At 53.3% G+C, this 24938-nt stretch carries 26 protein-coding genes and 1 tRNA gene; 14 read left to right on the top strand and 13 right to left on the bottom strand.

Annotated elements, in window-relative coordinates; all coding sequences use genetic code 11:
- Positions 1-65 precede the first annotated feature (65 nt).
- Positions 66-1586 carry a helix-turn-helix transcriptional regulator gene (locus HCQ99_RS02745; protein ID WP_166985387.1) on the bottom strand — a complete coding sequence of 507 codons (1521 nt, stop codon included), beginning with the start codon at positions 1584-1586 and terminating at the stop codon, positions 66-68.
- A gap of 136 nt (positions 1587-1722) precedes the next feature.
- Between HCQ99_RS02745 and HCQ99_RS02740 the strand changes: the two genes are divergently transcribed.
- The gene (locus tag HCQ99_RS02740; RefSeq protein ID WP_166985384.1) at positions 1723-3528 is read left to right on the top strand and encodes a phosphoenolpyruvate carboxykinase (GTP); all 1806 of its coding nucleotides are present in this window, start codon (positions 1723-1725) and stop codon (positions 3526-3528) included.
- 190 nt (positions 3529-3718) lie between these two features.
- Here the strand turns inward: HCQ99_RS02740 and HCQ99_RS02735 are convergent, their stop codons facing one another.
- The 3 genes from HCQ99_RS02735 to HCQ99_RS02725 are packed head-to-tail and all read right to left on the bottom strand — an operon-like array spanning position 3719 to position 5623.
- Positions 3719-4330 (bottom strand): CbiQ family ECF transporter T component, encoded by a 612-nt coding sequence (locus tag HCQ99_RS02735; protein WP_166985381.1) that lies wholly within the window; start codon positions 4328-4330, stop codon positions 3719-3721.
- The gene (locus HCQ99_RS02730) at positions 4323-4991 is read right to left on the bottom strand and encodes an energy-coupling factor ABC transporter ATP-binding protein (protein ID WP_166985378.1); all 669 of its coding nucleotides are present in this window, start codon (positions 4989-4991) and stop codon (positions 4323-4325) included. Before HCQ99_RS02730 ends, HCQ99_RS02735 begins: the two co-directional genes overlap by 8 nt.
- 32 nt (positions 4992-5023) lie before the next feature.
- Entirely contained in the window at positions 5024-5623 is a 600-nt protein-coding gene (locus tag HCQ99_RS02725) for a biotin transporter BioY (RefSeq protein ID WP_166985375.1), read from the bottom strand.
- Between the two features lie 115 nt (positions 5624-5738).
- On the opposite strand from HCQ99_RS02725, the gene HCQ99_RS02720 reads away from it, so the two are divergent.
- A tRNA-Leu gene (locus HCQ99_RS02720) sits at positions 5739-5820 on the top strand.
- Between the two features lie 43 nt (positions 5821-5863).
- Here HCQ99_RS02720 and HCQ99_RS02715 read toward each other — a convergent pair.
- The gene (locus tag HCQ99_RS02715; protein WP_166985372.1) at positions 5864-6502 is read right to left on the bottom strand and encodes an SDR family oxidoreductase; all 639 of its coding nucleotides are present in this window, start codon (positions 6500-6502) and stop codon (positions 5864-5866) included.
- A 159-nt stretch (positions 6503-6661) separates the two neighbouring features.
- Here HCQ99_RS02715 and HCQ99_RS02710 point away from each other — a divergent pair, with 159 nt between their 5' ends.
- From HCQ99_RS02710 to HCQ99_RS02700, 3 genes are all read left to right on the top strand, one after another.
- Positions 6662-7237 carry a LemA family protein gene (locus tag HCQ99_RS02710; protein WP_166985369.1) on the top strand — a complete coding sequence of 192 codons (576 nt, stop codon included), beginning with the start codon at positions 6662-6664 and terminating at the stop codon, positions 7235-7237.
- Positions 7238-7257: 20 nt separating this feature from the next.
- On the top strand, positions 7258-8133 hold the full coding sequence (locus HCQ99_RS02705; RefSeq protein WP_166985366.1) for a M48 family metalloprotease: 876 nt from the start codon (positions 7258-7260) through the stop codon (positions 8131-8133).
- 160 nt (positions 8134-8293) lie between these two features.
- Positions 8294-9784 (top strand): aspartate ammonia-lyase, encoded by a 1491-nt coding sequence (locus tag HCQ99_RS02700; RefSeq protein ID WP_166985363.1) that lies wholly within the window; start codon positions 8294-8296, stop codon positions 9782-9784.
- 108 nt (positions 9785-9892) lie between these two features.
- Here the strand turns inward: HCQ99_RS02700 and HCQ99_RS02695 are convergent, their stop codons facing one another.
- Positions 9893-10759, bottom strand: coding sequence for a fumarylacetoacetate hydrolase family protein (locus tag HCQ99_RS02695; RefSeq protein ID WP_166985360.1), 867 nt, complete (start codon positions 10757-10759; stop codon positions 9893-9895).
- A gap of 59 nt (positions 10760-10818) precedes the next feature.
- On the opposite strand from HCQ99_RS02695, the gene HCQ99_RS02690 reads away from it, so the two are divergent.
- Complete coding sequence (locus HCQ99_RS02690; RefSeq protein WP_166985357.1) at positions 10819-11184, top strand: FKBP-type peptidyl-prolyl cis-trans isomerase; 366 nt, start codon at positions 10819-10821, stop codon at positions 11182-11184.
- A gap of 7 nt (positions 11185-11191) precedes the next feature.
- On the opposite strand, the gene HCQ99_RS02685 is transcribed toward HCQ99_RS02690, so the two are convergent.
- Positions 11192-12031: an inositol monophosphatase family protein gene (locus HCQ99_RS02685; RefSeq protein WP_166985354.1), complete on the bottom strand. Its 840-nt coding sequence runs from the start codon at positions 12029-12031 to the stop codon at positions 11192-11194.
- A 163-nt stretch (positions 12032-12194) separates the two neighbouring features.
- Here HCQ99_RS02685 and rpsO point away from each other — a divergent pair, with 163 nt between their 5' ends.
- Complete coding sequence (rpsO, locus tag HCQ99_RS02680; protein ID WP_166985351.1) at positions 12195-12464, top strand: 30S ribosomal protein S15; 270 nt, start codon at positions 12195-12197, stop codon at positions 12462-12464.
- A gap of 169 nt (positions 12465-12633) precedes the next feature.
- On the opposite strand, the gene HCQ99_RS02675 is transcribed toward rpsO, so the two are convergent.
- The 3 genes from HCQ99_RS02675 to HCQ99_RS02665 form a co-directional block, all read right to left on the bottom strand.
- Entirely contained in the window at positions 12634-14151 is a 1518-nt protein-coding gene (locus HCQ99_RS02675) for an NCS2 family permease (protein WP_166985348.1), read from the bottom strand.
- Positions 14152-14308: 157 nt separating this feature from the next.
- Complete coding sequence (locus tag HCQ99_RS02670; RefSeq protein WP_166985345.1) at positions 14309-15703, bottom strand: aspartate aminotransferase family protein; 1395 nt, start codon at positions 15701-15703, stop codon at positions 14309-14311.
- Between the two features lie 2 nt (positions 15704-15705).
- On the bottom strand, positions 15706-16170 hold the full coding sequence (locus tag HCQ99_RS02665) for an Lrp/AsnC family transcriptional regulator (protein WP_243854473.1): 465 nt from the start codon (positions 16168-16170) through the stop codon (positions 15706-15708).
- A 132-nt stretch (positions 16171-16302) separates the two neighbouring features.
- Between HCQ99_RS02665 and prfB the strand changes: the two genes are divergently transcribed.
- The 7 genes from prfB (at position 16303) to HCQ99_RS02630 (ending at position 21648) form a co-directional block, all read left to right on the top strand.
- Positions 16303-17421, top strand: coding sequence for a peptide chain release factor 2 (prfB, locus tag HCQ99_RS02660; RefSeq protein WP_166985342.1), 1119 nt, complete (start codon positions 16303-16305; stop codon positions 17419-17421).
- A gap of 65 nt (positions 17422-17486) precedes the next feature.
- Positions 17487-18467 carry a cell division ATP-binding protein FtsE gene (gene ftsE / locus HCQ99_RS02655; RefSeq protein WP_166985339.1) on the top strand — a complete coding sequence of 327 codons (981 nt, stop codon included), beginning with the start codon at positions 17487-17489 and terminating at the stop codon, positions 18465-18467.
- Positions 18464-19378 carry a permease-like cell division protein FtsX gene (gene ftsX / locus HCQ99_RS02650; RefSeq protein ID WP_166985336.1) on the top strand — a complete coding sequence of 305 codons (915 nt, stop codon included), beginning with the start codon at positions 18464-18466 and terminating at the stop codon, positions 19376-19378. Before ftsE ends, ftsX begins: the two co-directional genes overlap by 4 nt.
- Positions 19379-19858, top strand: coding sequence for an SsrA-binding protein SmpB (gene smpB, locus HCQ99_RS02645; protein ID WP_166985333.1), 480 nt, complete (start codon positions 19379-19381; stop codon positions 19856-19858).
- Positions 19855-20421 (top strand): 1-acyl-sn-glycerol-3-phosphate acyltransferase, encoded by a 567-nt coding sequence (locus HCQ99_RS02640; RefSeq protein WP_166985330.1) that lies wholly within the window; start codon positions 19855-19857, stop codon positions 20419-20421. Before smpB ends, HCQ99_RS02640 begins: the two co-directional genes overlap by 4 nt.
- Positions 20422-20504: 83 nt before the next feature.
- The gene (locus tag HCQ99_RS02635) at positions 20505-21098 is read left to right on the top strand and encodes a hypothetical protein (protein WP_166985327.1); all 594 of its coding nucleotides are present in this window, start codon (positions 20505-20507) and stop codon (positions 21096-21098) included.
- Between the two features lie 22 nt (positions 21099-21120).
- On the top strand, positions 21121-21648 hold the full coding sequence (locus tag HCQ99_RS02630) for a methylated-DNA--[protein]-cysteine S-methyltransferase (RefSeq protein WP_166985324.1): 528 nt from the start codon (positions 21121-21123) through the stop codon (positions 21646-21648).
- A gap of 69 nt (positions 21649-21717) precedes the next feature.
- On the opposite strand, the gene HCQ99_RS02625 is transcribed toward HCQ99_RS02630, so the two are convergent.
- The 3 genes from HCQ99_RS02625 to HCQ99_RS02615 all read right to left on the bottom strand — a co-directional run bounded on the left by HCQ99_RS02625 (position 21718) and on the right by HCQ99_RS02615 (position 24906).
- Positions 21718-22599 (bottom strand): carbohydrate ABC transporter permease, encoded by an 882-nt coding sequence (locus tag HCQ99_RS02625; RefSeq protein WP_243854768.1) that lies wholly within the window; start codon positions 22597-22599, stop codon positions 21718-21720.
- Between the two features lies 1 nt (position 22600).
- Entirely contained in the window at positions 22601-23332 is a 732-nt protein-coding gene (locus tag HCQ99_RS02620; RefSeq protein ID WP_243854475.1) for a carbohydrate ABC transporter permease, read from the bottom strand.
- A 320-nt stretch (positions 23333-23652) separates the two neighbouring features.
- Positions 23653-24906 (bottom strand): ABC transporter substrate-binding protein, encoded by a 1254-nt coding sequence (locus tag HCQ99_RS02615; RefSeq protein ID WP_166985318.1) that lies wholly within the window; start codon positions 24904-24906, stop codon positions 23653-23655.
- Positions 24907-24938: the final 32 nt, after the last annotated feature.

Below are 24938 nucleotides of genomic sequence, written 5' to 3'. Positions count from 1 at the left end.
TCGCGCGCCCGACTAGACACAAACACTAAGTTAAGTCAGTTCGGGTGCGCGAGACTTTTTACGATCTATCCTTGAAATTCTGCGTCGTGACGGGTTAAGAACTCGTACATCTCGGCCTCGTCAACGCCCGGAAAAGTGCCTGATGGCAGTGGCGAGAGTATGTGCTGGTGCATCCGGGCGCTCGCCCAGCTTTTCCCCTCCCACCGCTCAGCCATTAGCTCATCAGGCCGTTTGCAACACTCCTCAGCAGGGCACAGCGAGACTGTGCGTTTCTGCGTATCACGGCCGCGAAACCACTTGGCGTCATCAAAGCTGACACCGCACGTAATCGAAAAACCGCCGTCGGTTTCACTCTCACCAGTCTGTGCGCTCGACCAGAAAGTGCCCTCAGGGGTGTCGGTGTACTGGTAAAACTCGTTAGTGCGATTCTTTCGCTTGAACGCAGTGCGACCACCCCAGTATTTGCAGATTAGCTGCCCTTCTTCGTTCCCGTAGCCGTCTGTTGGAAATTCAAGACCGTCATTCTGGTAGCCGCGCACCAACACTCCGGCGGCAGTCGCACGATAAAAATGGACGCGTAAATCTAAATGCTCGGTCGCGAGGTTGGTGAAGCGATGCGCTGCAGCCTCATGGGTGACACCAAATGCGTCACGCAGATCCTCAATTGCGAGGTTGCGCTCGCGTTTTGCAGCCTGCAAAAAGTCGGCGGTGCGCTTCTCTGGCATCAGGCAGGCGGAAGCAAAATAGTTGATTTCAAGACGCTGCTGCAGAAACTGTGCATAATCCCAGGGCGTTTCGTGCCCGAGCACGTGGTGCGCCATTGCCTGTAGCGCGAGTGCGCGCAGCCCGTGCCCGCCCGGAATTGATGCCGGCGGTAGGTAGATCCGCCCATTTTCAAGGTCGGTTATCGAGCGGGTGTTGCTTGGCAGATCATGCACAAACACCAGGGAGAAACCAAGCTTATTTGCCAGCACATCAACTGCGCGGTGGGTTAGAGCGCCGGTTGTGTGCCCAATGCTCGCCATTAAATCTTCGGCAATCTCTTCAATTTCGGGCAGATAATTATTGCGTGAGCGCATTTTATCGCGCAGCAGGGTGTTCGCCTGTTTTGCGCCCTCTGCGGTGGCGGCGCGCTGCTGTGCTTGGCGGTGAACCTCTTTACCCAAACCCACGATTGCTTCGAGCGTATCTGTGGGGACGGATTTGGGTGAGCGGATCTGCGGCAGACCAAGATTTTTATAGATTGTTGTGCGCTGCATTTGTTCGAGCGCAATTTCTAGCGCGGATCTGCGGTTTGGGGCTTCTGTGGCAAACAGTTTCTGAATATCGGTGCCGAGTTCGCGTGCAAGGGTTTGCAGTATCGTCAGCTTCGGTTCGCGTTTGCCGTTTTCATAGAGTGAGAGCTGGCTGGCACTTAAGCCAACGCTCGCGCCGAGCTGTTCAAGCGTGAGACCTGCGGCTTTCCGAAAATGTTTTAGACGCTTCCCGAGAATTAAGTTATCGATACCGGGACGATTTGGAGTGCCAGGCCCGGACTCTGCTACAGCAGTAAATTTTGCATTTTTTGAGACCCTTAAATCACTCATTTTTTGATTATATGTCAAAAAACTGTATTTTTGCCGCAAAATTTGGTGTTGCGGGTCTGTTGCAACCCGCAAAATTGAAGTAACCAATCGTTGCCGTGCGGGCAGAGTGCGGAGCGAACAAAACACAGGGGTGCAAATGACTGAGACAGTTCAGACTACAAACCAGGAAGTAATCGATTGGGTGGAATCGATTGTTTCTCTCGTCAAACCAAAAAATATTTACTGGTGTGACGGCAGTGCAGCTGAGTGGAACCAGCTGACAGAAGAGATGGTTGCAGCTGGCAGCCTCATCAAACTCAACCGCGATATTCGCCCCAACTCCTTTTTAGCGCGCTCAAGCGCTGATGATGTGGCGCGCGTGGAAGATCGCACCTTCATCTGTTCAAAAGAGCAGATTGATGCCGGCCCCAGCAATAACTGGCGTGATCCTAAAGAAATGATGGCTGAGCTAACACCGTTGTTTGACGGTGCTATGCAGGGGCGCACTCTGTACGTGATCCCATTTGCGATGGGCCCTGTCGGTGGCGCAATTACCCAGTTGGGCTTACAAATTACTGATTCACCCTACGCTGTGCTAAACATGCACATCATGGCTCGCGTAACGCCGGAAGTTTACCGTGAAATTGAAGCGGGGAAGCAGTGGGTGCGCACCGTGCACAGTGTTGGCGCGCCGCTTGCAACTGGCGAGCAAGACTCCGCATGGCCGTGCAATGAAACAAAATACATTTGCCACTTCCCAGAGACTCTGGAAGTGTGGTCTTTTGGATCCGGTTACGGCGGCAACGCCCTGCTCTCAAAGAAGTGCTTCGCGCTGCGTATTGCGAGCGTGCTCGGCCGTAATGAGGGATGGCTCGCAGAGCATATGCTCCTGATTAAAGCCACTAACACCGAAACCAACAAAGCGTTCCACGTTGCGGCTGCGTTCCCTTCAGCCTGCGGTAAAACTAACTTTGCGATGCTGCAACCGACCATCCCCGGGTGGAAGATCGAAACCCTCGGCGACGATATTGCCTGGCTGCGCCCCGGTGCAGACGGTCGACTGTACGCGATTAACCCGGAAGCTGGGTTCTTCGGTGTTGCGCCGGGCACAGGTGAGTCAACCAACCCAACAGCTATGAACACACTCTGGGGCAACACGATTTACACAAATGTTGCGCTGACAGATGACGGTGACGTCTGGTGGGAGGGAAAAACTGACGCTGTGCCAGAGCATCTCATCGATTGGCAGGGCAATGACTGGACACCAGCAGATAACCGCCCGGCAGCACACCCGAACTCACGATTTACTGTGCCGATTACGCAGACCCCAACTCTCGCCGATGAGTGGGCGAAAGCTGACAGCGGAGTGCCAATCGACGCAATTCTGTTCGGCGGTCGCCGCGCAACAAACATCCCGCTCGTTGCCCAGTCATTCGACTGGAAGCATGGCGTGTTTATGGGCGCGACCATCTCTTCAGAAAAAACTGCGGCGCAGGAGGGCACCGTTGGCCAGCTGCGGCGTGATCCGTTCGCGATGCTGCCGTTCTGCGGATACAACATGGCAGACTACTGGGGGCACTGGCTGGAGATGGGCGAGCTCCTTGGTGATAAAGCGCCTAAGATTTTCCAGGTCAACTGGTTCCGTAAGGACGCTGACGGTAAATTCCTGTGGCCGGGCTTTGGCGATAATTCACGCGTCCTTGATTGGGTTCTCCGCTCGGTTAGCGGTGAAGTAGCCGGTGAGGCGCTAGCGATTGGGCGGGTGCCAGCAGCTGGAGAGTTAAAACTTTCCGGTCTTGAGCTGGAACAGCGTGATGTAGACGCACTCTTTGACGTTGACGCTGAGTCGTGGCTTGCAGAGTGCGATCTGACCGAAGAATTTTTCGCAAAATTCGGCGACCGCGTGCCCGGTGAGCTAAACCGACAGCTTGGGGCGTTGCGTGACAGGCTCGCAACCGCATAAAAACTTCACCTTTTCGGTAACGAACTGGTGAGCGGGCTCCCTACGGTTCTGCCCAATTTTACCGTAGGAGATACCCAAAGTAGGCCCCCGATTCTGCCCAATCGGGGGCCTACACCTATTTAGGGTAGCTGTAATTTCTTCGGCATAAGCAGCCAAAGTTTGGTGCCCGAACTCGGGCAGAGACTTGAAACTACACTAAATTGCGTGCTTGTAGGGCCTTTGCGGTGTCTTCCGCGTGCTTTACAGCGCCGAGAATAACCGGCAGGGTGCGTGCTCGGATGCTCCTTTGGAGGCCGCGCGCGGTTGCCGCAATACGAGCATCCTCAACCAGACCTAGTAGCACCGGCAGCGCGGATATTGCGATTGCGGCTGCGAGCGCAGGGCGTTCAGGATCGATTCCGAAGAGACGCAGGGGAGTGCAGCAGGTTCTAAAAAGTTCGAGGAGCTCAGAGACTCTGGTCGTCAGTATTAAAACTGTTGCGTTTAACACACAGAGGATCATCACTCCAATCACACTAAAGAAGCTTGCAACGGAGGCTAACAGTAACTGTATAACTCCGAACACGAGAATTAGCAGCCAAATCTGCTGGAGTGGGCGCACTAATTCCCGGAGCGGTAGTTTCGCGCTCAGTCCGAGAATGAGTGTGAAACAGATAAGCGCCCAAATAACTTGTGGACTGCGCACGAATGCGGCGATCGCGCTAAAGAGAATAAGCGCGCTAACTTTCACCCCAGCGGGTGTATTATGCAGCCAGCCGGAGTTTGGCCAGTAACGGCCGAGAAAATAACCGCGTTTAGCCACTCTGAGACAGCTTTCTGTAGCTGGAAATTACTGTTTCTGGGTTGCCATCTGCCGCAATTTTGCCATCCGCGATGAGCAGTATACGGTCTGTTGTGGCGGCAAGCTCAAGATCGTGAGTTGCGATAATAATCTGTACGCCACGCTCGGCTAACTGTTTGACCATACGACGCACAAGCTCGGTGTTACGCAGATCTAACAGGGTGGTTGGTTCGTCCAACACTAAAACTTCAGGATCGGTTGCCATCACTGTTGCGATGGCAACTAGTTGCTGTTGCCCCGCAGATAGCTCATACACACTGCGTGTTGCAAGATCTTCCAGCCCGAGAGACTGAAGCACCTGAAGCGCTGCGGCACGGCGTTCGCTGCGGGGCAGCTGCCGCAGCGAGAGCATAATATCTTCGATGACCGTTGGCATCAGCAACTGCACACTAGGGTCGGTAAACACAAAACCAACCCGATCGGGTGCTGAAACCGTGCCGCTTGTCGGTTTTGTGAGGCCGTTAATAAGCTGTAGCAGCGTTGATTTACCAGAGCCGTTTGCGCCGATAAGAGCGACAATTTTTTCTGAAATTGTGACGTTTATGTTTGTGAGGAGGTCGCGCGCAGGGGTGGCTGGCAGCACACCAGCCACCCTCACCGACACTGAATAAAACTTAATCACTGCTAGAAATTCTTGCGCTGTTTTGGGTGCGCTTAATCGTCAGTCAGCAGTCGCGGAAAAGCTTTGTGCACGAACACTGCAACCGCTGCAGCAGCGAAGTTTTTAATCGCGTCGCCCGGCCAGAACGGCATATCTGCCTTGATCGCGTCAGCGGGCGCGAGGTTGGCGTTTATAACTAGGCCGCCGATGCCGAGCGGGTGAATAGTGATAAAGCTAGCAACCAAACCAAGCAGGCCGAGAGTCAGCCAGAGCTTCACGCCGCTGAGTTTTAACAGACAGCGCTTTGCAACGATGCCGCACAGGAGCGCAAACAGCGGGAAGGCGATAATGTATCCGGCAGTTGGGCCGGCCAGCACGGTGAAACCGCCGGTGCCGCCAGCGAACACGGGGAGCCCAAGCAGGCCGAGTGCTACGTATAGCAGGGTTGCTGCAAAACCGCGCCAAGGCCCCAGAAGAAAGCCGGTCACGCCGATCGCAAAAGTTTGGAGGGTGATTGGCACCCCGAGCGATCCAACAGGGATCTTCAAAAACGAGAAAGCCCAAATTAATGCAGCAAACACTGCGATAAAGGCAATGTCGCGAGCGATATTTTTATTGCCGGCTCGTGCGGGCGAAGTGCTGGCTGATGACAACTATGTCTCCTTCTTTTTTAGAAATTTAACAGCAGTTATCTATTCTTGCGCAAGACATATTCCCAGCGGGTGAGATGTCGCCCAGGCGCACAAAGTGCTATGCTCGATATCTGGCGCCCCTATGGTGGAATTGGTAGACACGGCAGACTTAAAATCTGCTGCCGCAAGGTGTGTCGGTTCGAGTCCGACTGGGGGTACAAATAATCAGCTCCCTCTTTGAGCAGCTAATTGAATCTACGGCTATAAATTTGCGAGCGCTTCCTTAATGGGTGTTTCGCCATCACTCATCTGGATAATTTTTCCGATTGTGCGCGGTTGCTCTAACGCTTCCGCCAACACGTGAGCAACATTGGGAATTGTGTTGGGCTGTGACTGTGAAACATGCACCGCAATCTTGCCTGAGCCAGAGTCTGCCTCAACCAAATTTCCCGGTTGGACAATTGTGTAATCAAGTTTTGTTTGGTGCAGCAACCATTGATCCGCAAAAAATTTAGCAATGTTGTAATTGGTGATCTTTGCCAAATTTGGATCCGACCACTTTTCCGGCTCGGTCGCAAAAATAGAGCTCAGCATAATGAAGCGTGAGACGCCCGCCTGTTCTGCGGCCTGCATTAGTTTGACAGCTCCAAACGCGTCTGTTTGCAGCAGGTCTTTGCCGCGCGAGCCCGCTGTGAAATAAACCGCGTCACAGTCTTTCAGCAGCTGCGTGAGATCAGCGACGCTTGCGTGCAAGTCAAGAGCGTGCGGATTGACGCCTGGGCGGGTAAGCACCTTCTCGGGTTTGCGAGCTCCAGCCACAACGGTGTGCCCGTTTTCAGTTAACCGTTTGATCAGCTGTTCTGCGACTCGTCCAGTAGCTCCCGCAACGTATACGCGCATTATCTGCTCCTTCAATAGTAAATATTGTTGTCACGTCTAATGACTGTTTAGTGTAGAAGAATTTTCTCGGCAGTATCTGGGAGTGTTACACAGGCTGCGGTTATCCCTAGCGGCTGTAGTTTCAGCGGATCGTAACGATGCGACTGCTAGAGTTTGGGTATGGAAATTGGACTAATTCTTGGGCTCGTGGCAGTCGGTTTGTTGCTTGTGCTCGGCCTGTATGTGGTCGTCACCTACAACTCGCTGGTTAAACTGCGCAACCGGGTTGATGAAGCCTGGAGTGATATCACTGTGCAGCTGAAGCGCCGGGCAGATCTCATTCCGCAGTTGGTTGAAACCGTGAAAGGGTATGCCAGCCACGAGTCGGGTGTGTTTGAAAGCGTGACTCGCGCTAGAGCCGCGACGATTAACGCACAAACCCCGGCTGAAGCATCCCAGGCAGAGGGGCAGATGCAGCAGGCGCTGAAGAGTATCTTTGCGGTTGCCGAAGCCTATCCACAGCTGCAGGCTAGTCAGAACTTCCTTGAACTGCAGTCCGCGCTGGTTGACACAGAAAATAAAATCCAAGCCTCACGTCGTTTTTATAACGGGGGTGTGCGCGATTACAACACCAAGATCCAGCTATTCCCGAACAACATCTTTGTGCGCGGCATGGGCTTTAAAGAGCGTGATTTCTTTGAGGTTGAAGAGCTGGCGGCTATCTCTGAACCACCCCGCATTGATTTCGGCTCCTAAACACTTCACAAAGGGGGAGTATGTACAGCGCTATTCGCCGCAATAAGGTGAACACTATTCTGTATATGCTCATTTTCGTACTCATTATTGGCGGGCTTGGGCTGCTTGCCGGCTGGGCATACCGCAGCACTGCAGTGAGCGTTACTGTTGTTGCTGGCGCAATTTTATTTGCGATTTTCCAATACTTTATGGCGAGCCGGCAAGCGCTTGCGATGTCTGGCGCACAAGAGATTTCTGAACGTGACAATCCGCGTTTGTATCGCACCGTTGAGAATTTGTCTATCACAACCGGAATGCCAATGCCTAAGGTGTATGTCATTAACGACCCTGCTCCAAACGCCTTCGCCACCGGTCGCAACCCAGAGACCGCGTCAGTTGCGGCGACAACGGGCCTGCTAGAGATTCTTAACGACGCTGAGCTTGAGGGAGTTATGGCGCATGAGCTGGGACATGTGCGCAATTATGACATTCGCGTCAATATGATTGTTTACGGTCTTGTGGTTGCTGTGGGCATTCTCTCTGATGTGCTGATGCGCATGGCCTTTTTTGGGCGGCAAAATAACAATAACAACAACCCGGTAGTGCTCGTTTTTGGCCTGGTCGCGATGCTTGTGGCGCCGCTGGTTGCAACAGTTGTGCAGCTTGCGATCTCGCGGCAGAGGGAATATCTTGCAGACGCAACCGGCGCGTTCATAACCAGACACCCGACAGCTCTTGCTAGCGCGCTACACAAGATTAGTAGTCATGCGCGTCCTCTTGAGCGCCAACAGTCATCGATGGCTCATATGTGGCTCGCAGATCCAACTCGCCCCGGAGCGATGCAGCGCATGTTTTCTACCCACCCGCCGATTGCGGATCGGATCCGCCGCTTAGTTGAAAGCGAATCAAAGTTCTAGGCTAACTGCCTGCGCAGATCTGTCAAAAATAACGGAATTTGCCGTTTCAGATTTAGCGCGTTTTAGTGCACAAGAGACCTAGAGGGAGTAGCCTAGGTGCTAGCAAGTATTAGACCCCGATGCTTAGGTGTCGGCAGTGACAATGGAGTAGCAATACACAATGGCAGATTACCTCGCAACGCTAACACGCACCGAAACCGATTCACTCGGTTCAGTTGAGGTGCCAACCACTGCTTACTGGGGCGTGCACACGGCACGTGCGCTCGAGAACTTTCCGATCTCTAGGCGCCCGATCTCTGTCTATCCCGATTTTGTTAAGGCGTTCGCTTGTGTGAAGCAGGCTGCGGTGCGGGCCAACCTAGAAATTGGTGCGCTCGATGAGCAGAAAGCAACCTATATTGATCGCGCGTGTGAAGAGATCAAGGGCGGTGCGCTTATCGACCAGTTCGTTGTTGGCGTGGTGCAGGGTGGTGCCGGCACCTCGACAAACATGAACGCAAACGAGGTAATCACGAACCGTGCGCTTGAAATGGCCGGGCATCCGAAGGGTGATTACGCGTTCATTAACCCGAACGATCACACCAACCGCAGTCAGTCAACCAATGACACCTACCCGACTGCGATCAAAATTGCTTTGGTGTTTTCTATTCGCCACCTGCTTGAAGAGCTCGAACTGCTCGCAAGCTCATTCGAGAGCAAGGGCAAAGAATTTTCGAGCATTCTAAAGGTTGGTCGCACTCAGCTGCAGGACGCTGTGCCGATGACTCTCGGCCAGGAGTTCAACGCATTTGGTGTGACTCTGCGTGAGGATCTCGACCGGCTGCAGGAAGCTGTTGAGCTGCTCTATGAAGTGAATATGGGCGCCACAGCAATTGGCACCGGGATTAACGCGGCTGTCGGATACAAAGAGGCTGTTATCAAGCATCTGCGCGAGGTGACGGGTATTCCGCTTGAAACGGCCGGCGACCTTATCGAGTCAACCAGCGACACCGGCGTTTTTGTGACATTCTCAGGGGCGCTAAAGCGTCTGGGCCTGAAGCTTTCAAAAATTTCTAACGACCTTCGTCTGCTCTCTTCAGGGCCGCAGGCGGGTCTCGGTGAGATTAATCTGCCAGCTCGTCAGGCTGGCTCATCGATTATGCCCGGTAAGGTTAATCCGGTGATTCCAGAGGCGGTGTCGCAGGTTGCATACAATGTTGCCGGCGCTGATGTGACTGTTTCGATGGCTGTTGAGGCCGGGCAGTTGCAGCTGAATGCCTTCGAGCCGATTATTGCGCACTCACTGTTCCAGTCAATTACCTGGCTCGAACGCGCCTGCAAGACACTGCGTGTGAACTGTGTTGACGGTATCACCGCAAATGAGACACACCTCGCTGACACTGTTGCGCGTTCTGTCACCGTGATCACTGCTCTTGCACCGGTTATCGGTTATGCAGAGGCAGCCAAACTGGCAAAAGAGGCTCTCGCTAACAACGAACCTATTCGTGACCTGGTTGTTGCACGTGACCTGCTCGATGCAGATGAGCTTGAAGAGCTGCTGCAACCAGCGAAACTAGCGGGCCTGGCGCCAGATACCGATGCGGTGCGTGAAGCGCACAAAGTGTCGGATCGGAGCGAGGTTGACAGCACCAGCGCTCTAGGTGAGGGCTAAAAGACCTCTTAAGCGCAAAGCTAATTAAACAAATTTTGTGGGCCGGGTTGTTTCAAAAACAACCCGGCCCACAAAATTTATGCCAACCGAAGCGGCTTGGCGCATAGATTAAATCTCAACGGTGCGTGTTGTGAGCGCGCCAATACCCTCGATCGTGACAGTGCACTCGGTGCCCTCTTTGAAATAAAGCGGGGGTTTGCGGCTGCGGCCGGCACCGCCGGGGGAGCCGGTTGAAATAAGAGTGCCCGGTTGCAGTGTAGTGGCCTGCGAGAGCGACACAATCAGTTGCGCGACAGAGCGAATCATAAAACGGGTGTTTGAGTCCTGCACGCGCAGCCCGTCAAAGTCTGTTGTGATAGCAAGATTCTGTGGGTCAGGGATTTCATCAGCGGTTACCACAACCGGGCCAACCGGCGAAAAGCCGTCGAAGGATTTACAGCGTGACCACTGCGGTTCTTGAAACTGCAGATTACGGGCGGTCATATCGTTTACTACTGTGTAACCAAAAACGTAGTCGAGCGCTTCTTCAAGTTTGACGTTCTTTGCGGGTTTGCCAATGATGACGCCGAGCTCACCCTCATAATCAACCTCCCGCGTTACCGCCGTCGGAAGTTCAACGGTTGCTTCGTGTGCACCCAATGAGTTTGGAAACAGTGAGAAGAGCACCGGCCCGGAATCATTGTCCAGGCTTAATTCGCTAGCGTGCTCATCATAATTTAGGCCAACAGCTAGGGTCACCGGTGGTGCGATTACTGCTGGGCCCCAGGTGACGCTGTCTAAGGGCACTCCAGCCTCTGGGCCAGCTGAGCCTAGTGCTTCACGGAGCAGGTCAAGAGCAGTCGCACCTTGATTGATGAGTTCTTGCAGTGTGCGTGCCGACTGCCCGAGCAAAGAAACTGGGATTGCGCGGTCGCCAGACACTACAGCGAGTTCAAGAACGGAGGTTGATGAATTCTTTATGTGCGCAAACTTCACCCTTTAAGCCTACCCAGTACTGTCTGAGATTTTTCAGGCATGTTTGCAAGAATTGAAATATGACTAATTTAGAACGCCCAGAAGTTCCTTTCCCAGAAGGGCCAGCACCGACTGAGCTCGTGATTGAAGACATCGTGGTTGGCGATGGTGCCGAGGCTGTTGCATCGTCAACTGTTGACGTGCACTATCTCGGTGTTGACTACGAAACCGGTGAAGAGTTTGATTCTTCATGGAGTCGCGGCGAGAGCATCAACTTTCCGCTCGCACAGCTCGTAGAGGGCTGGAAGCAGGGCATCCCAGGCATGAAGGTTGGCGGTCGCAGGAAGCTCATTGTGCCGCCACGTCTCGCATACGGTGTGGCACCCGGCCATCCACTCGCAAAAAAGACGCTGGTATTCGTTATTGACCTGCTTGGTGTGAAGTAATCCCCAGTTACTTAAGTGCCGGCAGCAACGGCTGCAGCGCTTTAACAGTTTCGGCCGGGCCCGCGATTAATAGTGGCGTGCCCGGCTTACTGCTTATAACACCCGCTGCGGCTGCTCCGGTTACTGTCGCTCCTGCTTCACGTGCTATTAGTTCGGCAGCCGCGTAGTCCCAAACTTTTAAGCCTGCTTCATAGTAAGCGTCGAGGCGACCAGCTGCCAGTGCGCAGAGATCGTATGCAGCAGAGCCGGAACGACGGATATCTCGCACCCGGGGTAGCACCTCTAAAAGAACTTCTGCTTGACGGGCTCGCTTCTTGGCGCTGTAGCCAAATCCGGTTGCGATAAGGCTCTCAGACAGTGGCGCAGCCTCGTTGATCCGCAATTTTTTCCCGTTCAGAGTGGCACCCAATCCGGCCGCAGCTGAGAAGAGCTCTGCGCTGGTGGGCACATAGACGGCGCCGGCAACTGCGCGGTATCCTTCGCTGTAGCTGGTGTCGGCAACGCAGGCAGCGACACTAACGCAATAGTTCGGCTGGTTGTAGAAATAGTTGGTTGTGCCGTCAATCGGATCAAGGATCCAAGTGATGCCGGACGCGCCAGCGCGATTCGTGCCCTCTTCTCCGAGGATCGCGTCGCTGTGACGCCAGTCGCGCAACTCCGCAACAATAATCTGCTCTGCTGCTTGATCACCGAGCGTCACAATATCTACCGGTGAACTTTTAGCGGCAGCAACTGTTACGCCTTTTTCACGTAAGTTGCGGACGTGTGTGCCGGCATCACGAGCGACACGCTCGGCGAGACTCCTTAGCTCAGTGAGGTCGGAGTATGAGAGGGCATTGAGGTTCATAATTTTAAGCCTAGCGGGCGCTGGAGGGTGTCGTTTTGTTTGACTGTGTGGTGTTAAGTCAGATGCTAGTGCTAAGATTGAAAGGCTGCCGTATAACGGCCGCGGTTAGAGAGAGCCGGCACAAAGGGTGACCGGCGCCGCGCAGCAACACGAAAGGTGCCTCATGTCACTTGACCCGAAGGTAAAGCAGGAAATCATTGCAGAGTACGCAACCAAGCCAGGTGACACGGGTTCACCAGAGGTGCAGGTTGCTATCCTCTCACGTCGCATTAAGGATCTTACCGAGCATCTGAAGACCCACAAGCACGACCACCACTCACGTCGCGGTTTGCTGCTGCTCGTTGGTCAGCGTCGTCGTCTGCTCGGCTACCTGCAGAAGATAGATATCGAGCGCTACCGCAGCCTCATTGAGCGCCTCGGTCTGCGTCGATAAATTACGAGTTTTAATAATTACCTCGGTTTGGTTCTTGTGAACTAAACCGAGGTTTTTTATTACCGCGATATTTAACACCCATACTAAAACAGCGGATCCTTTTGTGGGGGCATCGCTAAACCGCGATACCCCCACAAAAGACTGTAGGTGGGTTTATAGGTCAGTAGGCCTAACTCAAAAGACTCTCGAGCGGCCCACGTGTGAAGAATAGGATGAACCCAGCCGCAACGATAAACAGGATTGGGTGCACCCGCTTTGCTCGGCCGCCAAATAGATTAATCAGCACGTACGAAACAAAGCCGACACCAATGCCGTTTGCAATTGAATAGGTGAGCGGCATCGCAGCTATGGTTAGGAACGCTGGCAGTGCAACATAGAAGTCACTCCACTCAATTTCTGTCACCTGACTCATCATCATGGTGCCAACAAGCACAAGGGCAGCCGAACCGATCTCAATCGGAACGAGAGCGGTGAGCGGGGTAAAGAACGCGGTCAAAAACAGAAGCGCACCTGTGGTTATCGAAGCTAGGCCGGTGCGCGCACCCTCACCAATACCGGCAGCGCTTTCAACGAAAACAGTTGTTGAGGAGCTTGAAGTAGCGCCACCAACAACCGCGCCAACACCTTCCACGAGGAAAGCGCTTTTAATGCGCGGAAACTCGCCAGCCTGATCTTGCAGACTTGCGCCTTTCGAGAGGCCGTTCATGGTGCCGATAGCATCAAAAAAGTTGGTAAAGACCAGAGTGAAGAGCAGCATCAGCGCAGAGATTATGCCAACGCGCGCGAATGATCCGAAAACATCGACCTGGCCAACGAGTGAGAAGTCTGGCAGGGTTACGATTGCCTCTGGCAGGGTGGGCACGCTCGACTCCCAGCCGATACCGTTGCTTTCCGGTGCATACTTTGAACCGATGGGGCTGATCGCCTCAAAAATAATTGATGCAATCGTGCCAATGACCAGAGCGATCAGAATAGCGCCGTTAACGCGACGGGCAACCAGCACCCCAGCGAGGATCAGGGTGAGCACAAAAATGACGGTTGGTGGGGATACGATCGAGCCGTCAGTTCCAAGCTGTACCGGTGGGCCGCCCGGGGTGCGGGTGACGAACCCGGCGTTTACAAACCCGATAAAAGCGATGAAGAAACCAATCGCAACGCTGATTGCCGCCTTTAGTGAGGCGGGTACTGCGCGGTAGATAGCCAGACGTGCGCCGGTCGCCCCTAGCAGACAGATCACTAGGCCGTTAATCACAACGATACCCATTGCCTCTTGCCAGGTGACAAGGCCCACAACATTTACTGCGAGGAATGAATTCATGCCGAGTCCGGCGGCAAAAGCAAACGGTAGGCGAGCGATAACGCCAAACAAAATGCTCATGAAGCCCGCTGCGAGGCTGGTGGCCGCGCCCACGAGCGCGGGGTCGAGTATCTGCCCGGCGATGTCTTCTTTGCCGCCGAGAATGATTGGGTTTAGCACCACGATGTAGGCCATCGCGAAGAAGGTGACGACGCCACCGCGGATTTCTTTACCGACGGTTGAGCCGCGCTTAGTGATCTCGAAGAATTTATCCAGTGCCGAGAGATTTCCGGCGGTTTTTGCTGTGCTTGTCACAGGAGTGATGTTCCTCAGGTGTATTGGACAGGGACCGCCTCCCTGCGAATTTGCTGAAAGGCTAATTTCTATCATAGGTCACGATATCTCTCGCGCAGCACGGTGGGGAGGGAAGGATCGCAGGGCAGGATTTTTCGATCAGAGCTTCTGGGCAGGTTTAAACGAAAGTGCCTCGGGAAGAAGATTCTTCCCGAGGCACTGAAACGCTAACTATTAATTAACTAGCTAGAGCTTAGAGCTGCTTCGATGCGTCCTTCAGAACTGAACGCAGGATGCCGCCGATTTCTTCGAACTCTGCTGGGCCGATAGTTAGCGGTGGTGCGAGCTGGATTACCGGGTCTCCACGGTCGTCAGCACGGCAGTAGAGGCCGGCATCCCACAGGTGCGGTGACAGGTAGTCACGCAGCAAGCGGTTTGACTCTTCCTCGTTAAAGGTTTCCTTGGTGGTCTTGTCTTTCACAAGCTCGATACCAAAGAAGTAGCCCTCACCGCGCACGTCACCAACGATATCGATGTCGAGCAGCTTCTCAAGCTCCTTGCGGAACAGTGGGCTGTTCTCAACAACGCGCTCGTTAAGCTTCTCTTCCTCAAAAATGTCGAGGTTTTCGAGCGCCGCAGCACACGATACTGGGTGACCAGCAAAAGTGAAGCCGTGGTAGAAGGTGTTGTCAGTGTTGTTGAACGGTTCGTAGATACGATCGCTCACGATTACTGCACCGAGTGGTGCATAACCTGAGGTGATGCCCTTCGCGCTGGTAATGATGTCTGGGGTGTATCCCAGTGCATTACATGCGAAGAAGTCACCGATGCGGCCGTAAGCACAGATTACCTCGTCACTGACGAGCAGCACATCGTACTGATCGCAGATTTCACGGACACGCTTGAAGTATCCCGGTGGTGGTGGGAAGCAGCCACCTGAGTTCTGTACCGGCTCCAGGAAGACAGCAGCAACTGTCTCAGGGCCCTCAAACTCAATCGCTTCAGCGATACGGTTTGCAGCCCACTCACCGAACTCTTCGATGTTTTCACTTGGAGCACCCATTTCAGCGGCGCGGTAGAAGTTGGTGTTCGGTGCACGGTGACCACCCGGAGTCAGCGGCTCGTAGAACTTCTTCATATCTGGAATACCGGTGATAGCAAGTGCGCCCTGTGGGGTGCCGTGGTAGGCAACCGAACGTGAGATCACCTTATGCTTCATTGGCTTACCCTGCAGCTTGAAGTAGTGCTTGGCAAGCTTGAAGGCAGTCTCAACGGCTTCGCCACCGCCGGTGGTGAAGAAGACGCGGTTGAGATCACCTGGTGCGTAGCCAGCCAGACGCTCTGCAAGCTCAATTGCTGCAGGGTGTGCGTATGACCAGAGTGGCATGTAGTCAAGTGCCTTCATCTGCTTCGCTGCTGCTTCAACGATGCGATCACGGCCGTGGCCAGCATTCACAACGAACAGACCTGCTAGGCCGTCAATGTACTGCTTGCCGGCAGCGTCGTAGATGTGGTGTCCCTCACCGCGGGTGATTACCGGGATGCCGTCGTTCAGCACCTTGCGTGAGGTGAAGTGTGGCCAGAGATGTTTGCCAGCACTCTCCTGTAGGGCAGCTACGTTTACTGCTGCGTTTGGATCAAAAGACATGGTTATCGTGTTCCCCAGTCGTATTTCTGTTTCTTAATTGCCAGATACATAAATGTTTCTGTCTCAGCAACGCCCTCGACTGCACGGATTTTGCCGTTCAGCACTTCAATGAGGTCGTTGTCGTCCTCGCAGACCACTTCAATCATGATGTCAAAGCCGCCCGCCACCATTACGAGGTAGGAGACTTCTGGCATGTCTGCGAGTGTCTCAGCGACAGTTCTAATGTCGCCCGAGACGCGCACCCCGATCATCGCCAAACGATTAAAGCCCAGTCGCATAGGATCTGTCACTCCAACTATCTGCGCGATTCCGGAGTCTGTGAGCTTCTGCACGCGCTGACGCACGGCAGCCTCGCTAAGTCCCACAACCTTAGCGATTTCAGCATAGCTTTTGCGACCATCGAGCTGCAGTTGCTCGATAATCTGCTTTGAAATCCCATCTAAGGTGGGGGCTTGCTTGGTGTTCACACTCCGATTCTGACATATGTTTCTGGGAAATTCCACTTATTCCGAATTTAAAACGCAAAAACACAAACGTTTTTAGTCGTTAGATACTTTTGCGTGGTGACCCAGTTGCCCTCAGCTACACTAATAGACAGTATGGCTGATTTTGAATTTAGCGCCCGTATTAGAGCGGCACGACAAACCTTCGCCGACATTGCATCGGTTTCTGATATGGGAGCGCTCGCATCACAGATTGCTGATCTCGAACAGCAGGCCGCCGCGCCAGACCTCTGGGATGATCCAGAGGCGGCGCAACAGGTAACCAGCCAGCTCTCCTATACAAAAACCAAACTCGATAAGCTCCGGCAGCTTGAGAGCCGTCTTGACGATCTTGAGGTGCTGCTCGAACTGGCCGATGAGAGCAACACAACAGAAGCGGCAGCGCTTGCAAAAGAGGCGGAGGCTGAACTTAAAGCTATTGAGACAGTAATTGCTGACCTTGAGGTGCAGACGCTGCTCTCTGGCGAATACGATGAATATCCGGCAGTGGTCACGATCCGCTCCGGTGTTGGTGGCGATGATGCAACGGATTTTGCCGAGATGATGCTGCGCATGTATTTACGCTGGGCTGAGCAGCACGGATACCAGACAAAAGTGCTGGACACCAGTTACGCCGAAGGGGCGGGCATTAAGTCAGCAACTTTCGAAGTGGACGCCCCCTATGCTTTCGGAACACTGTCCGTTGAAGCGGGCACTCACCGATTGGCGCGTATTAGTCCTTTCGGATCGGCGGACAAACGCCAAACCAGCTTTGCTGGCGTGGAGGTTATTCCGCTTATGGAGGAAGCGACAGCAGTTGAGGTTCCTGAGAGCGATATCCGGGTGGATGTTTTTCGCTCCTCAGGCCCCGGCGGGCAGTCGGTTAACACAACCGACTCTGCTGTGCGGATCACGCACCTGCCAACCGGCATAGTGGTTTCGATGCAGAATGAAAAGTCGCAGATTCAGAACCGCGCCGCTGCAATGCGAGTGCTGCAGAACCGCCTGTTGCTGCTGCAGCGGGAAGAAGAGGCAGCAAAAAAGAAAGAGCTTGCTGGCTCTGTGACAGCTAGCTGGGGAGACCAGATTCGCTCCTATTTCTTGTACGGTCAGCAGCTGGTCAAAGATCTGCGCACCGGATACGAGTCTTCGCAGCCCGATGCTGTGTTTAACGGTGACCTTGACGGTTTTATTGCAGCCGGTATTAGATGGCGTTCGATGCAAGCAAATTCCTGAGAATCAGTAGGTTCTGGGCGTGCCGAGGCTTAATCTGCCGACCCTCCGCGTAACGTTAAGAGACCATGATTACTTTCGATAATGTCACTAAGCGCTACCGCGGCAACAGTAGCCCAGCGCTCGATAGTGTGTCTCTGCAGGTAGACCGCGGCGAGTTTGTGTTCATCGTGGGTGCCTCCGGCTCGGGCAAATCGAGCTGCTTGCAGCTAATACTGCGAGAGTCGCGTGCAAGCGAAGGTAAGGTGCACGTGCTCGGGCATGATCTGAACAAGATCTCGACCCGGAAAGTGCCTTTTTTTAGACGCAATCTCGGCACTGTATTTCAGGATTTTCGCCTGCTTCAAAATAAGAGCGTTTACGAAAACGTTGCGTTCTCGCTGCAGGTGATTGGAAAGTCGCGGGGCTACATCCAAGAGGCTGTTCCCGATGTGCTTGAAATGGTGGGCCTAGGCGGTAAGGGTAAGCGCTACCCGCATGAGCTGTCTGGTGGTGAGCAGCAGCGTGTTGCGATTGCGCGCGCAATTGTGAATAAGCCCGCGATCCTCCTCGCTGATGAGCCAACCGGAAACCTTGATCCGGCAACCAGCCTCGGTATTATGCAGTTGCTGCAGGCGATTAACGCCGCAGGAACAACAGTCGTTATGGCAACTCACGAAGCGACCTTCGTGGACATCATGAAACAGCGTGTTATAGAGCTGGCCAACGGGGTCGTTGTGCGTGATGAGCAGGGCGGCGGATACGGCGAAACCGCCTCTATTCCGATCGAGGATCTGCGCAAAGCTGGTCTGCGTGTGGCGCCGCAGACAGCTGCAGTAGAAACCGTTCAGCTTGCCCCGCCAGCTGTTTCCGAGCAGGCACCAGTAGCGCAGCCGGTTGCGCCTGAGATAACCGAACCCGAGCCAGCAGTAATTGACGCTGTCAGCGCAGAGCCAACACCGCCAACACCGCCTGTGGAGCCGGTTGAGCCGGTGATTGAACCCGGAGTTGCAGAGCGTCTGGGGCTTGCGCAGCGAAACAACGACGACGAGGTGGGGCCGGTCCGATGAGATTCTCTTTTGTTATGGGCGAAGTGTTTCGTGGCTTGCGCCGCAACATCTCAGTTGTTGTGTCTGTCATTTTGGTGACCTTCGTATCGCTCACCTTCGTGGGGGCGGCAATTTTGATGCAGCTGCAGGTGCAGCAGATGAAAACCTTCTGGTATGACCGGGCGCAGGTCGCAATCTATATGTGCACCGACTTTGATGAATCTGCAACCTGTGCTGGCGCCGATGCGAACGAAGAGCAGCTTGCGGCGGTTACAAATGCGCTCGAGTCTGACAGTCTTGCGCCGTATGTTGAAGACTATTTCTTTGTCGATCACAATGCCGCATACGAAGAGTTTGTGAAGCAGTTTAAGGGCAATCCGATCGTAGAGATAACCCGCCCGGAACAGTTAAACCAAACGTATTGGGTGAAACTAAAGAATCCTTCACAGTCTGAAATTCTGGTAGAAACTTTCTCCGGGATTCCTGGTGTGCAGAGTGTTTCTGATCAGCGGAGTCTCCTTGACCGCATATTTTTGTTCCTGGGTGTTGCAAGCTACTCAGCTGTTGCGATCGCGGGTCTAATGTTGGTTGCGGCTGTGCTGTTGATCTCAACCACGATCCGACTGTCAGCCTTTAGCCGCAGGCGTGAAATTGGCATCATGCGTTTGGTGGGTGCTTCTAACCGCTTTATTCAAACCCCGTTTATTCTTGAGGGGGTTTTTGCTGCGGTTATCGGAGCGGTGCTTGCCGGCGCAGCAACTCTCGGAATAGTGAAGTTCTTTGTGCAAGACTTCCTCGTGACTCAGGTGCCGTTCACAAGCTACATCAGTCTTGAACAGGCTTTCATAGTGCCACCGATTCTATTGGTGGTTGGTATTATTCTGTCTGCCGCAGCCGCCAAAGTCGCGATTACAAGATATTTGAGGGTTTAAATGTCAAAGCAGGCTAACGGCGAGCAGCTCATCGCCTCAAATAAGCGAGCTCGGCATGACTATCACATTCTCGACACATATGAGGCGGGTGTTGTGCTGACAGGCAGCGAGGTGAAGTCGCTGCGAGAGGGTCGCGCATCTCTCAACGAGGCGTTCTGCTTTATTGAAGCTGGTGAGGCGTGGCTCGAACACGCGTATATTCCTGAATACATTAACGGCACATGGACAAACCATGCACCGCGCCGCAAACGCAAGTTACTGCTGCACAGGCAGCAGATTGACAAACTATTTTCGAAGACTCGTGACGGCGGAGTGACGATTGTGCCGCTCAAGATTTACTTCCTGGACGGGCGAGTGAAGGTGGAGATAGCGCTCGCGCGAGGCAAGCGGGAGTACGATAAACGGCAGACACTCCGTGAAAAACAGGATAAGCGCGAAGCAGAGCGCGCAATGCGGCAGCGCAATAGACTGGGGGAGTGATTAGGTATTTCCTCGCGCGCCTATTTTGGGTGGTGAGTCCGTGGAAATTACGGACGGCCCCGGCGCCAAATGAACCAACGATTCTGATTGGTGCACCGCACACTTCCAACTGGGATTTTGTGTTTATGCTCGCAATTTCGTGGCGTCTTAGGCTTCCGGTCAAATGGCTGGGCAAAGACACTCTCTTTAAGGGGTGGCGTGGGCCACTCATGCGAGGTCTTGGCGGAATCGCGGTGGATCGTAAAAACGCTGCCGGCCTGGTGCGCCGAATTATTCGCATGGCGAACTCCGGGCAGGTGTATGGCTTGGTTATCACCCCTGACGGCACACGGAAGGGGCACAGTCGTTGGAAGTCTGGGTTTTATCGGATCGCGATGGAAACAGGTATGCCCGTCACTTTAGGCTATGTTGATCGTCACACTAGAACGGTTGGGCTGGGGCCGACACTTCAGATGACCGGTGATGTTGCAGCTGATATGGATCGCATTCGGGCGTTCTATGCGGATAAATCCGGATTCCATCCCCAATATCGTGTGGAACCGCGTTTAAACTCTGAAGAGTAGGGTGCCTGCTTTTGCGGCCGTGAGCGGGATTATCTGATTCCGCGCTAAGCTTTTCTGTGTCGCTTGAACTGAGAGAAGTTGCTATGTCCGACATATTGCGCCTGATACCCAAAGCCATAAACCATCGTCCCCTGCCTCAGTCAACCGCGATAGAAGGAACAACGACGGTGCTTCTGCACGGTGCAATGGGATTTCCCGGTGAGCTTCGTAAACTTGCGCTGTCTCTCAATAAAGCTAAGATTCCATTTATCGCGCCTGTTTATGCAAAACTCGGCCCGCAGGATTTAAACGATGCTGTCGCACATATTTGCGAAGCGATGCCGGAAGGCGAAACGGTAAACGTTGTCGGTTATTCACTGGGCGGGCTGCTTGGTCTGCTTGTAGCGCAACAGTGCAGCGTGCAGAAACTCGTTGGGATTGGAGCGCCTTGGGCCGGAGAGCCTGACAGCCAGCTTGCGAAAGCGCTCTTTGGCGCTGTCACTGAGACACTGCAGCTGGATCTAAATATTACAGCGCCCGATGCGAGTAACGTTGTTTCAATATACTCAAATTCTGATCGGGTTATTAACCCTAAATTTTCTAGACGCGGCACAGAGGTGCCCTTCGACGGTATCAGTCACTGGCGGTTGCCGCGGCACTCTAAAGTTGTGCAGCGGGTGGTTGCTGAGCTGAGTTGAGTTGAGAGGCATAACGCAAGAGATGGCACGGCTCAATTACTGTGAAGTTGAATCACCGATAGGGCAGCTGCTGCTTATCGCATACGATGAAAACCTTGTGCGTATCGGATTAGACGCTGAAGATTTTGTCGAACTGCGCGCAGCCTATTCGCGAAAGTATCGACAAACGGCTGAGTGTTTTCCGGCTACTTTTGCAGACGCTGTAGCGCAGCTTAAAGCATATTTTGCGGGAGAGCTGCGGACTTTCTCGCTACCAGTTGACTTTGGGTCGGGCAGTGGTTTTCGACTGGCAGTGCAGAGATTCTTACCCCAAATAGAATACGGCCAGACGTTGAGTTATGGACAGATAGCTGAGTGCCTCGGCAATCCGGGAGCTGCGCGAGCTGTTGGAACAGCGTGCGCTTTGAACCCGCTTCCCATAGTGGTGCCCTGTCACAGAGTTGTGCGTGCCGACGGAAACATCGGACGCTACGCCGGCGGGGTGGCTGCGAAACAGTTCTTACTGCGACTGGAGAGCGCCGTAGAAAAACCTCCTGCCGGGCATCTGTAAAAGCTACCGGAGCAGATCAGTGTAAAGCCCCACGGCATCTTGCGAGGCGTGGGGCTTTACACCTGCGGTTTACTTCACAGCACCTGCAGTAAGACCACCAATTAGGCGCTTCTCGATGAGCATGAACAGAATTACCACTGGCACAACTGAAATAATCGAGACACCGAAAACATAGTGCCAAGAAGTTTCATACTGGCCAACAAACTTTGTCAGCGCCACTGATAGCGGCTGCAGCTCTGCGGAGTTGAGAAGCACAAGTGAGGCTGCGAATTCATTCCAGCAGGCAACGAACGCGAAAATGGTCGCGGTGACAATACCCGGCCAGACAAGCGGAAGGTTAATCCTTGTGAGTGTTTTCCACTGACTTGCTCCATCAACCTGCGCTGCTTCTTCAATCTCTTTCGGGATCGACGCAAAGAAAGAGTGCATGATCCATGTTGCAAATGAGAGGTTAAAAGCGGCATTAACCAGAATCATTGCAAGCCAAGTGTTATTGATGCCCAGCAAAGAAAACTCACGGAACAGACCGGCTGTCAGCACCGCGGGTTGAAGCATCTGCGTGACAATCACCAAAGAAAGGAAAACTTTCTTCATTGGAAAATTCACGCGGGCTGTATAGTAGGCCGCTGGCAGAGCAACCAGGAGCACAAGCAGGGTTGCGCCAACTGAAATGACGATCGTTGAGACTAGGTTATTGACAAGCGGAGTCTCGGGGGTGCTCCACATGTTGATGTAGTTTTCTAGATGCCATTCTTGCGGCAGATAGGTTGGGTTGACACTACGAATTTCCTGCTTTGACTTTACCGAGCCAAAGAACATAACAACATAGGGGATTAAAAATAGCACCGCCAACACCAGACCGCCACAGCAGCGCAGCAGCAACTGCGACAGCGTGAGTTGGTGTTTAGTGTATTTTTTCACACGATGACCTGTGGTTACTTTTGCGCCCAAATTAATCACCCTGCTTCAGTGGATTAACAACCTTGACATAAACTGCGACGATAATCATGACGATGATAAAACCGATTACCGAAAGCGCTGACGAGATGTGATACTGACCGCGATCTATGTATTTAAAGATCAAAGTCATCACTGTGTCAGCCTCGTTACCGGGCATTGCGCCGGCCATAACTCGCAAAATTGGAAGACTGTTAAATACGTTAATACCGTTAATTAGCACGGCCACCGCTAACGCTGAGCGCAGCTGGGGCAGCACTATTTGGAAGTATGTTCGGATCGGTCCTGCGCCGTCTACCCGAGCGGCCTCAATTACATCAGCTGGGACTGTAGCTAAGCCAGAAAGAAGGGTGTAGGTAGTGAACGGCAGTGAGACGAAAATTGCTACAACAATTGCAGCGATAAAAGCTGAGGTGGGATTTTTTGTGAAACCGTAAGGCTCGGAAATAATGCCTGTATCTACAAAAAACTTATTGAAAATACCGATGAACGGCTCGAGACCGTAGTACACAACCATTGTGGTCATAACCACTGACGCAGCCCACGGAATTACAACTATCATGCGCACTATGCGACGCCCCGGAAAAGCTTTGTTTAAAAGTTGTGCGATTGCTAACGACAGCACAACTGTGACGGCCACAACCACGACAACCCAAATGAGCGTGCGCAGAATAACACCGGGGAGTGCCGGATTCTCAAATAGGGTTGTGTAGTTTTCGAAACCCACAGAGCCTTTATCAATACCTGAGCGGGAGATCTTCCTTGTGGAGTTGAAGAACATCAACCCAGCCGGGAAGATCACTACTAAGAAAATTAGAAGCGTAGCTGGGCCAATCCAGGGTAAAGCCCGGACTGAATCACTCAGCCTAGTGCCGCGCGGTCTTAGAGCCACACCGCTGTGGGAGACCTGTTGTTTAGAAGTCATAATTCGGTTCAGTTCGACGGGATCGGAAAAGGTTTAAATCACGTAGCAGAAATAAGAGAAGTGGCCGTGCCCGTACAAGCAGGCACGGCCACTTCTGATAGTTTCAGTAACCTTAGCTGTTATTAACCAGCGTCAGCTTCCGACTGAATTTTCTTCAGCACGTCAGCAGGGTCTTGAGTGATGACGAGGCCAAAGTTCTGCTTCATCGAAACAGCAGCATCCTGCCAGTGCGGATTTGCAGATGGGTAGAAGTTTGCGTCTGGGAGCAGCTCGAGGAAGGCTTTAATGTCTTCGTTTGAGCTCATCTTTTCGTTGCCAGAATCTGTTGTTGGCAGGAAGTTTTCAGTGGTTACCCAGTCGGTGTAAACATCGGTTGAGTAGAAGTAATCGAAGAAAGCCTTGATCGCTTCTTTCTTTTCTTCGCCGCCAGTGTTAAACGCTACAAGGTGGTCGGCAACACCTAGGGTGAACGGAGAGCCGTCCTTGGTTGGGATAGATCCGACTGTGTAGTTCAGGTCTGGGTTGGTCTCTTTAATCTGCTTAACCGTTGGAGGCAGACCAATCTGGAAACCAATTTCGCCCTGGACAAAGACATCCAGCAGTGGGGTACGCTGTGAGGCCTGTGGATCAGGCTGGGTGGCCCCAGCATCGTAGAGGCCTTTAATGTACTGTGCTGCTTCGATATTCTTTGCTGAGTCGATGGTCAGCTTAGAAGCATCACCATAACCGCCTCCGGCGCCATAGAACCAGATCGCAGCTTCAGCCTGAGCTTCTTCAGACCCGAGTGGCAAGCCGTAGCCAGACTTGCCGGTGGTCTCTTTAATCTTGAGAGCTGCAGCTTTTAGGTCGTCCCAAGTCTTTGGCCACTCGGTGATGCCAGCCTTATCGAGGAGATCCTGATTTGCAAAGAGCGCACGTGCTGAAGCGATCAGCGGAGCGCCGTACTGCACGCCGTCAACAGAAGCATTCTCGATAAATGAATCAGTGAAATCGTCAAGGGTTTCTGGGCTGGTAACTTCAGAAATTGGGTAGAGTAGCTCTTCGCTCACAAAAGAGGTAAAGTCGCCGCCGTTGTAAATATCAGGAGCTTTGCCGCCCTGAATTCGGGTTGCAACGGTTTTGTCTAAGTCGTCCCATGACACAACTTCAAGGCTGACCTTCACGCCTTTATTAGCCGCTTCGAAGCCCTTAATAACTTTTTCCCACAGGCCCTTAGTAGCGTCAGAGTAGGTTGGAACGAGCATCGTCAGCTCAGTGCTGCCGGAGTCGTTGGATTCCCCGCTCGACGAAGCACCGCCGTTGGTGGCACATGCTGAGAGTCCTAGCGTGAGCGCAGAGCCAAGGGCTAATGCTTTGAGGGTACGCGTAAATTTCATTTGTTGTAAACCTTCCTTGGTTTAATCATTCC

It is taken from the genome of Canibacter zhoujuaniae (assembly GCF_011752015.1).
Classification (GTDB): Bacteria; Actinomycetota; Actinomycetes; order Actinomycetales; family Microbacteriaceae; genus Canibacter; species Canibacter zhoujuaniae.
The sequence above is the reverse complement of the archived record's forward strand: the minus strand, read 5'-3'. Positions and strand labels throughout refer to the sequence as shown.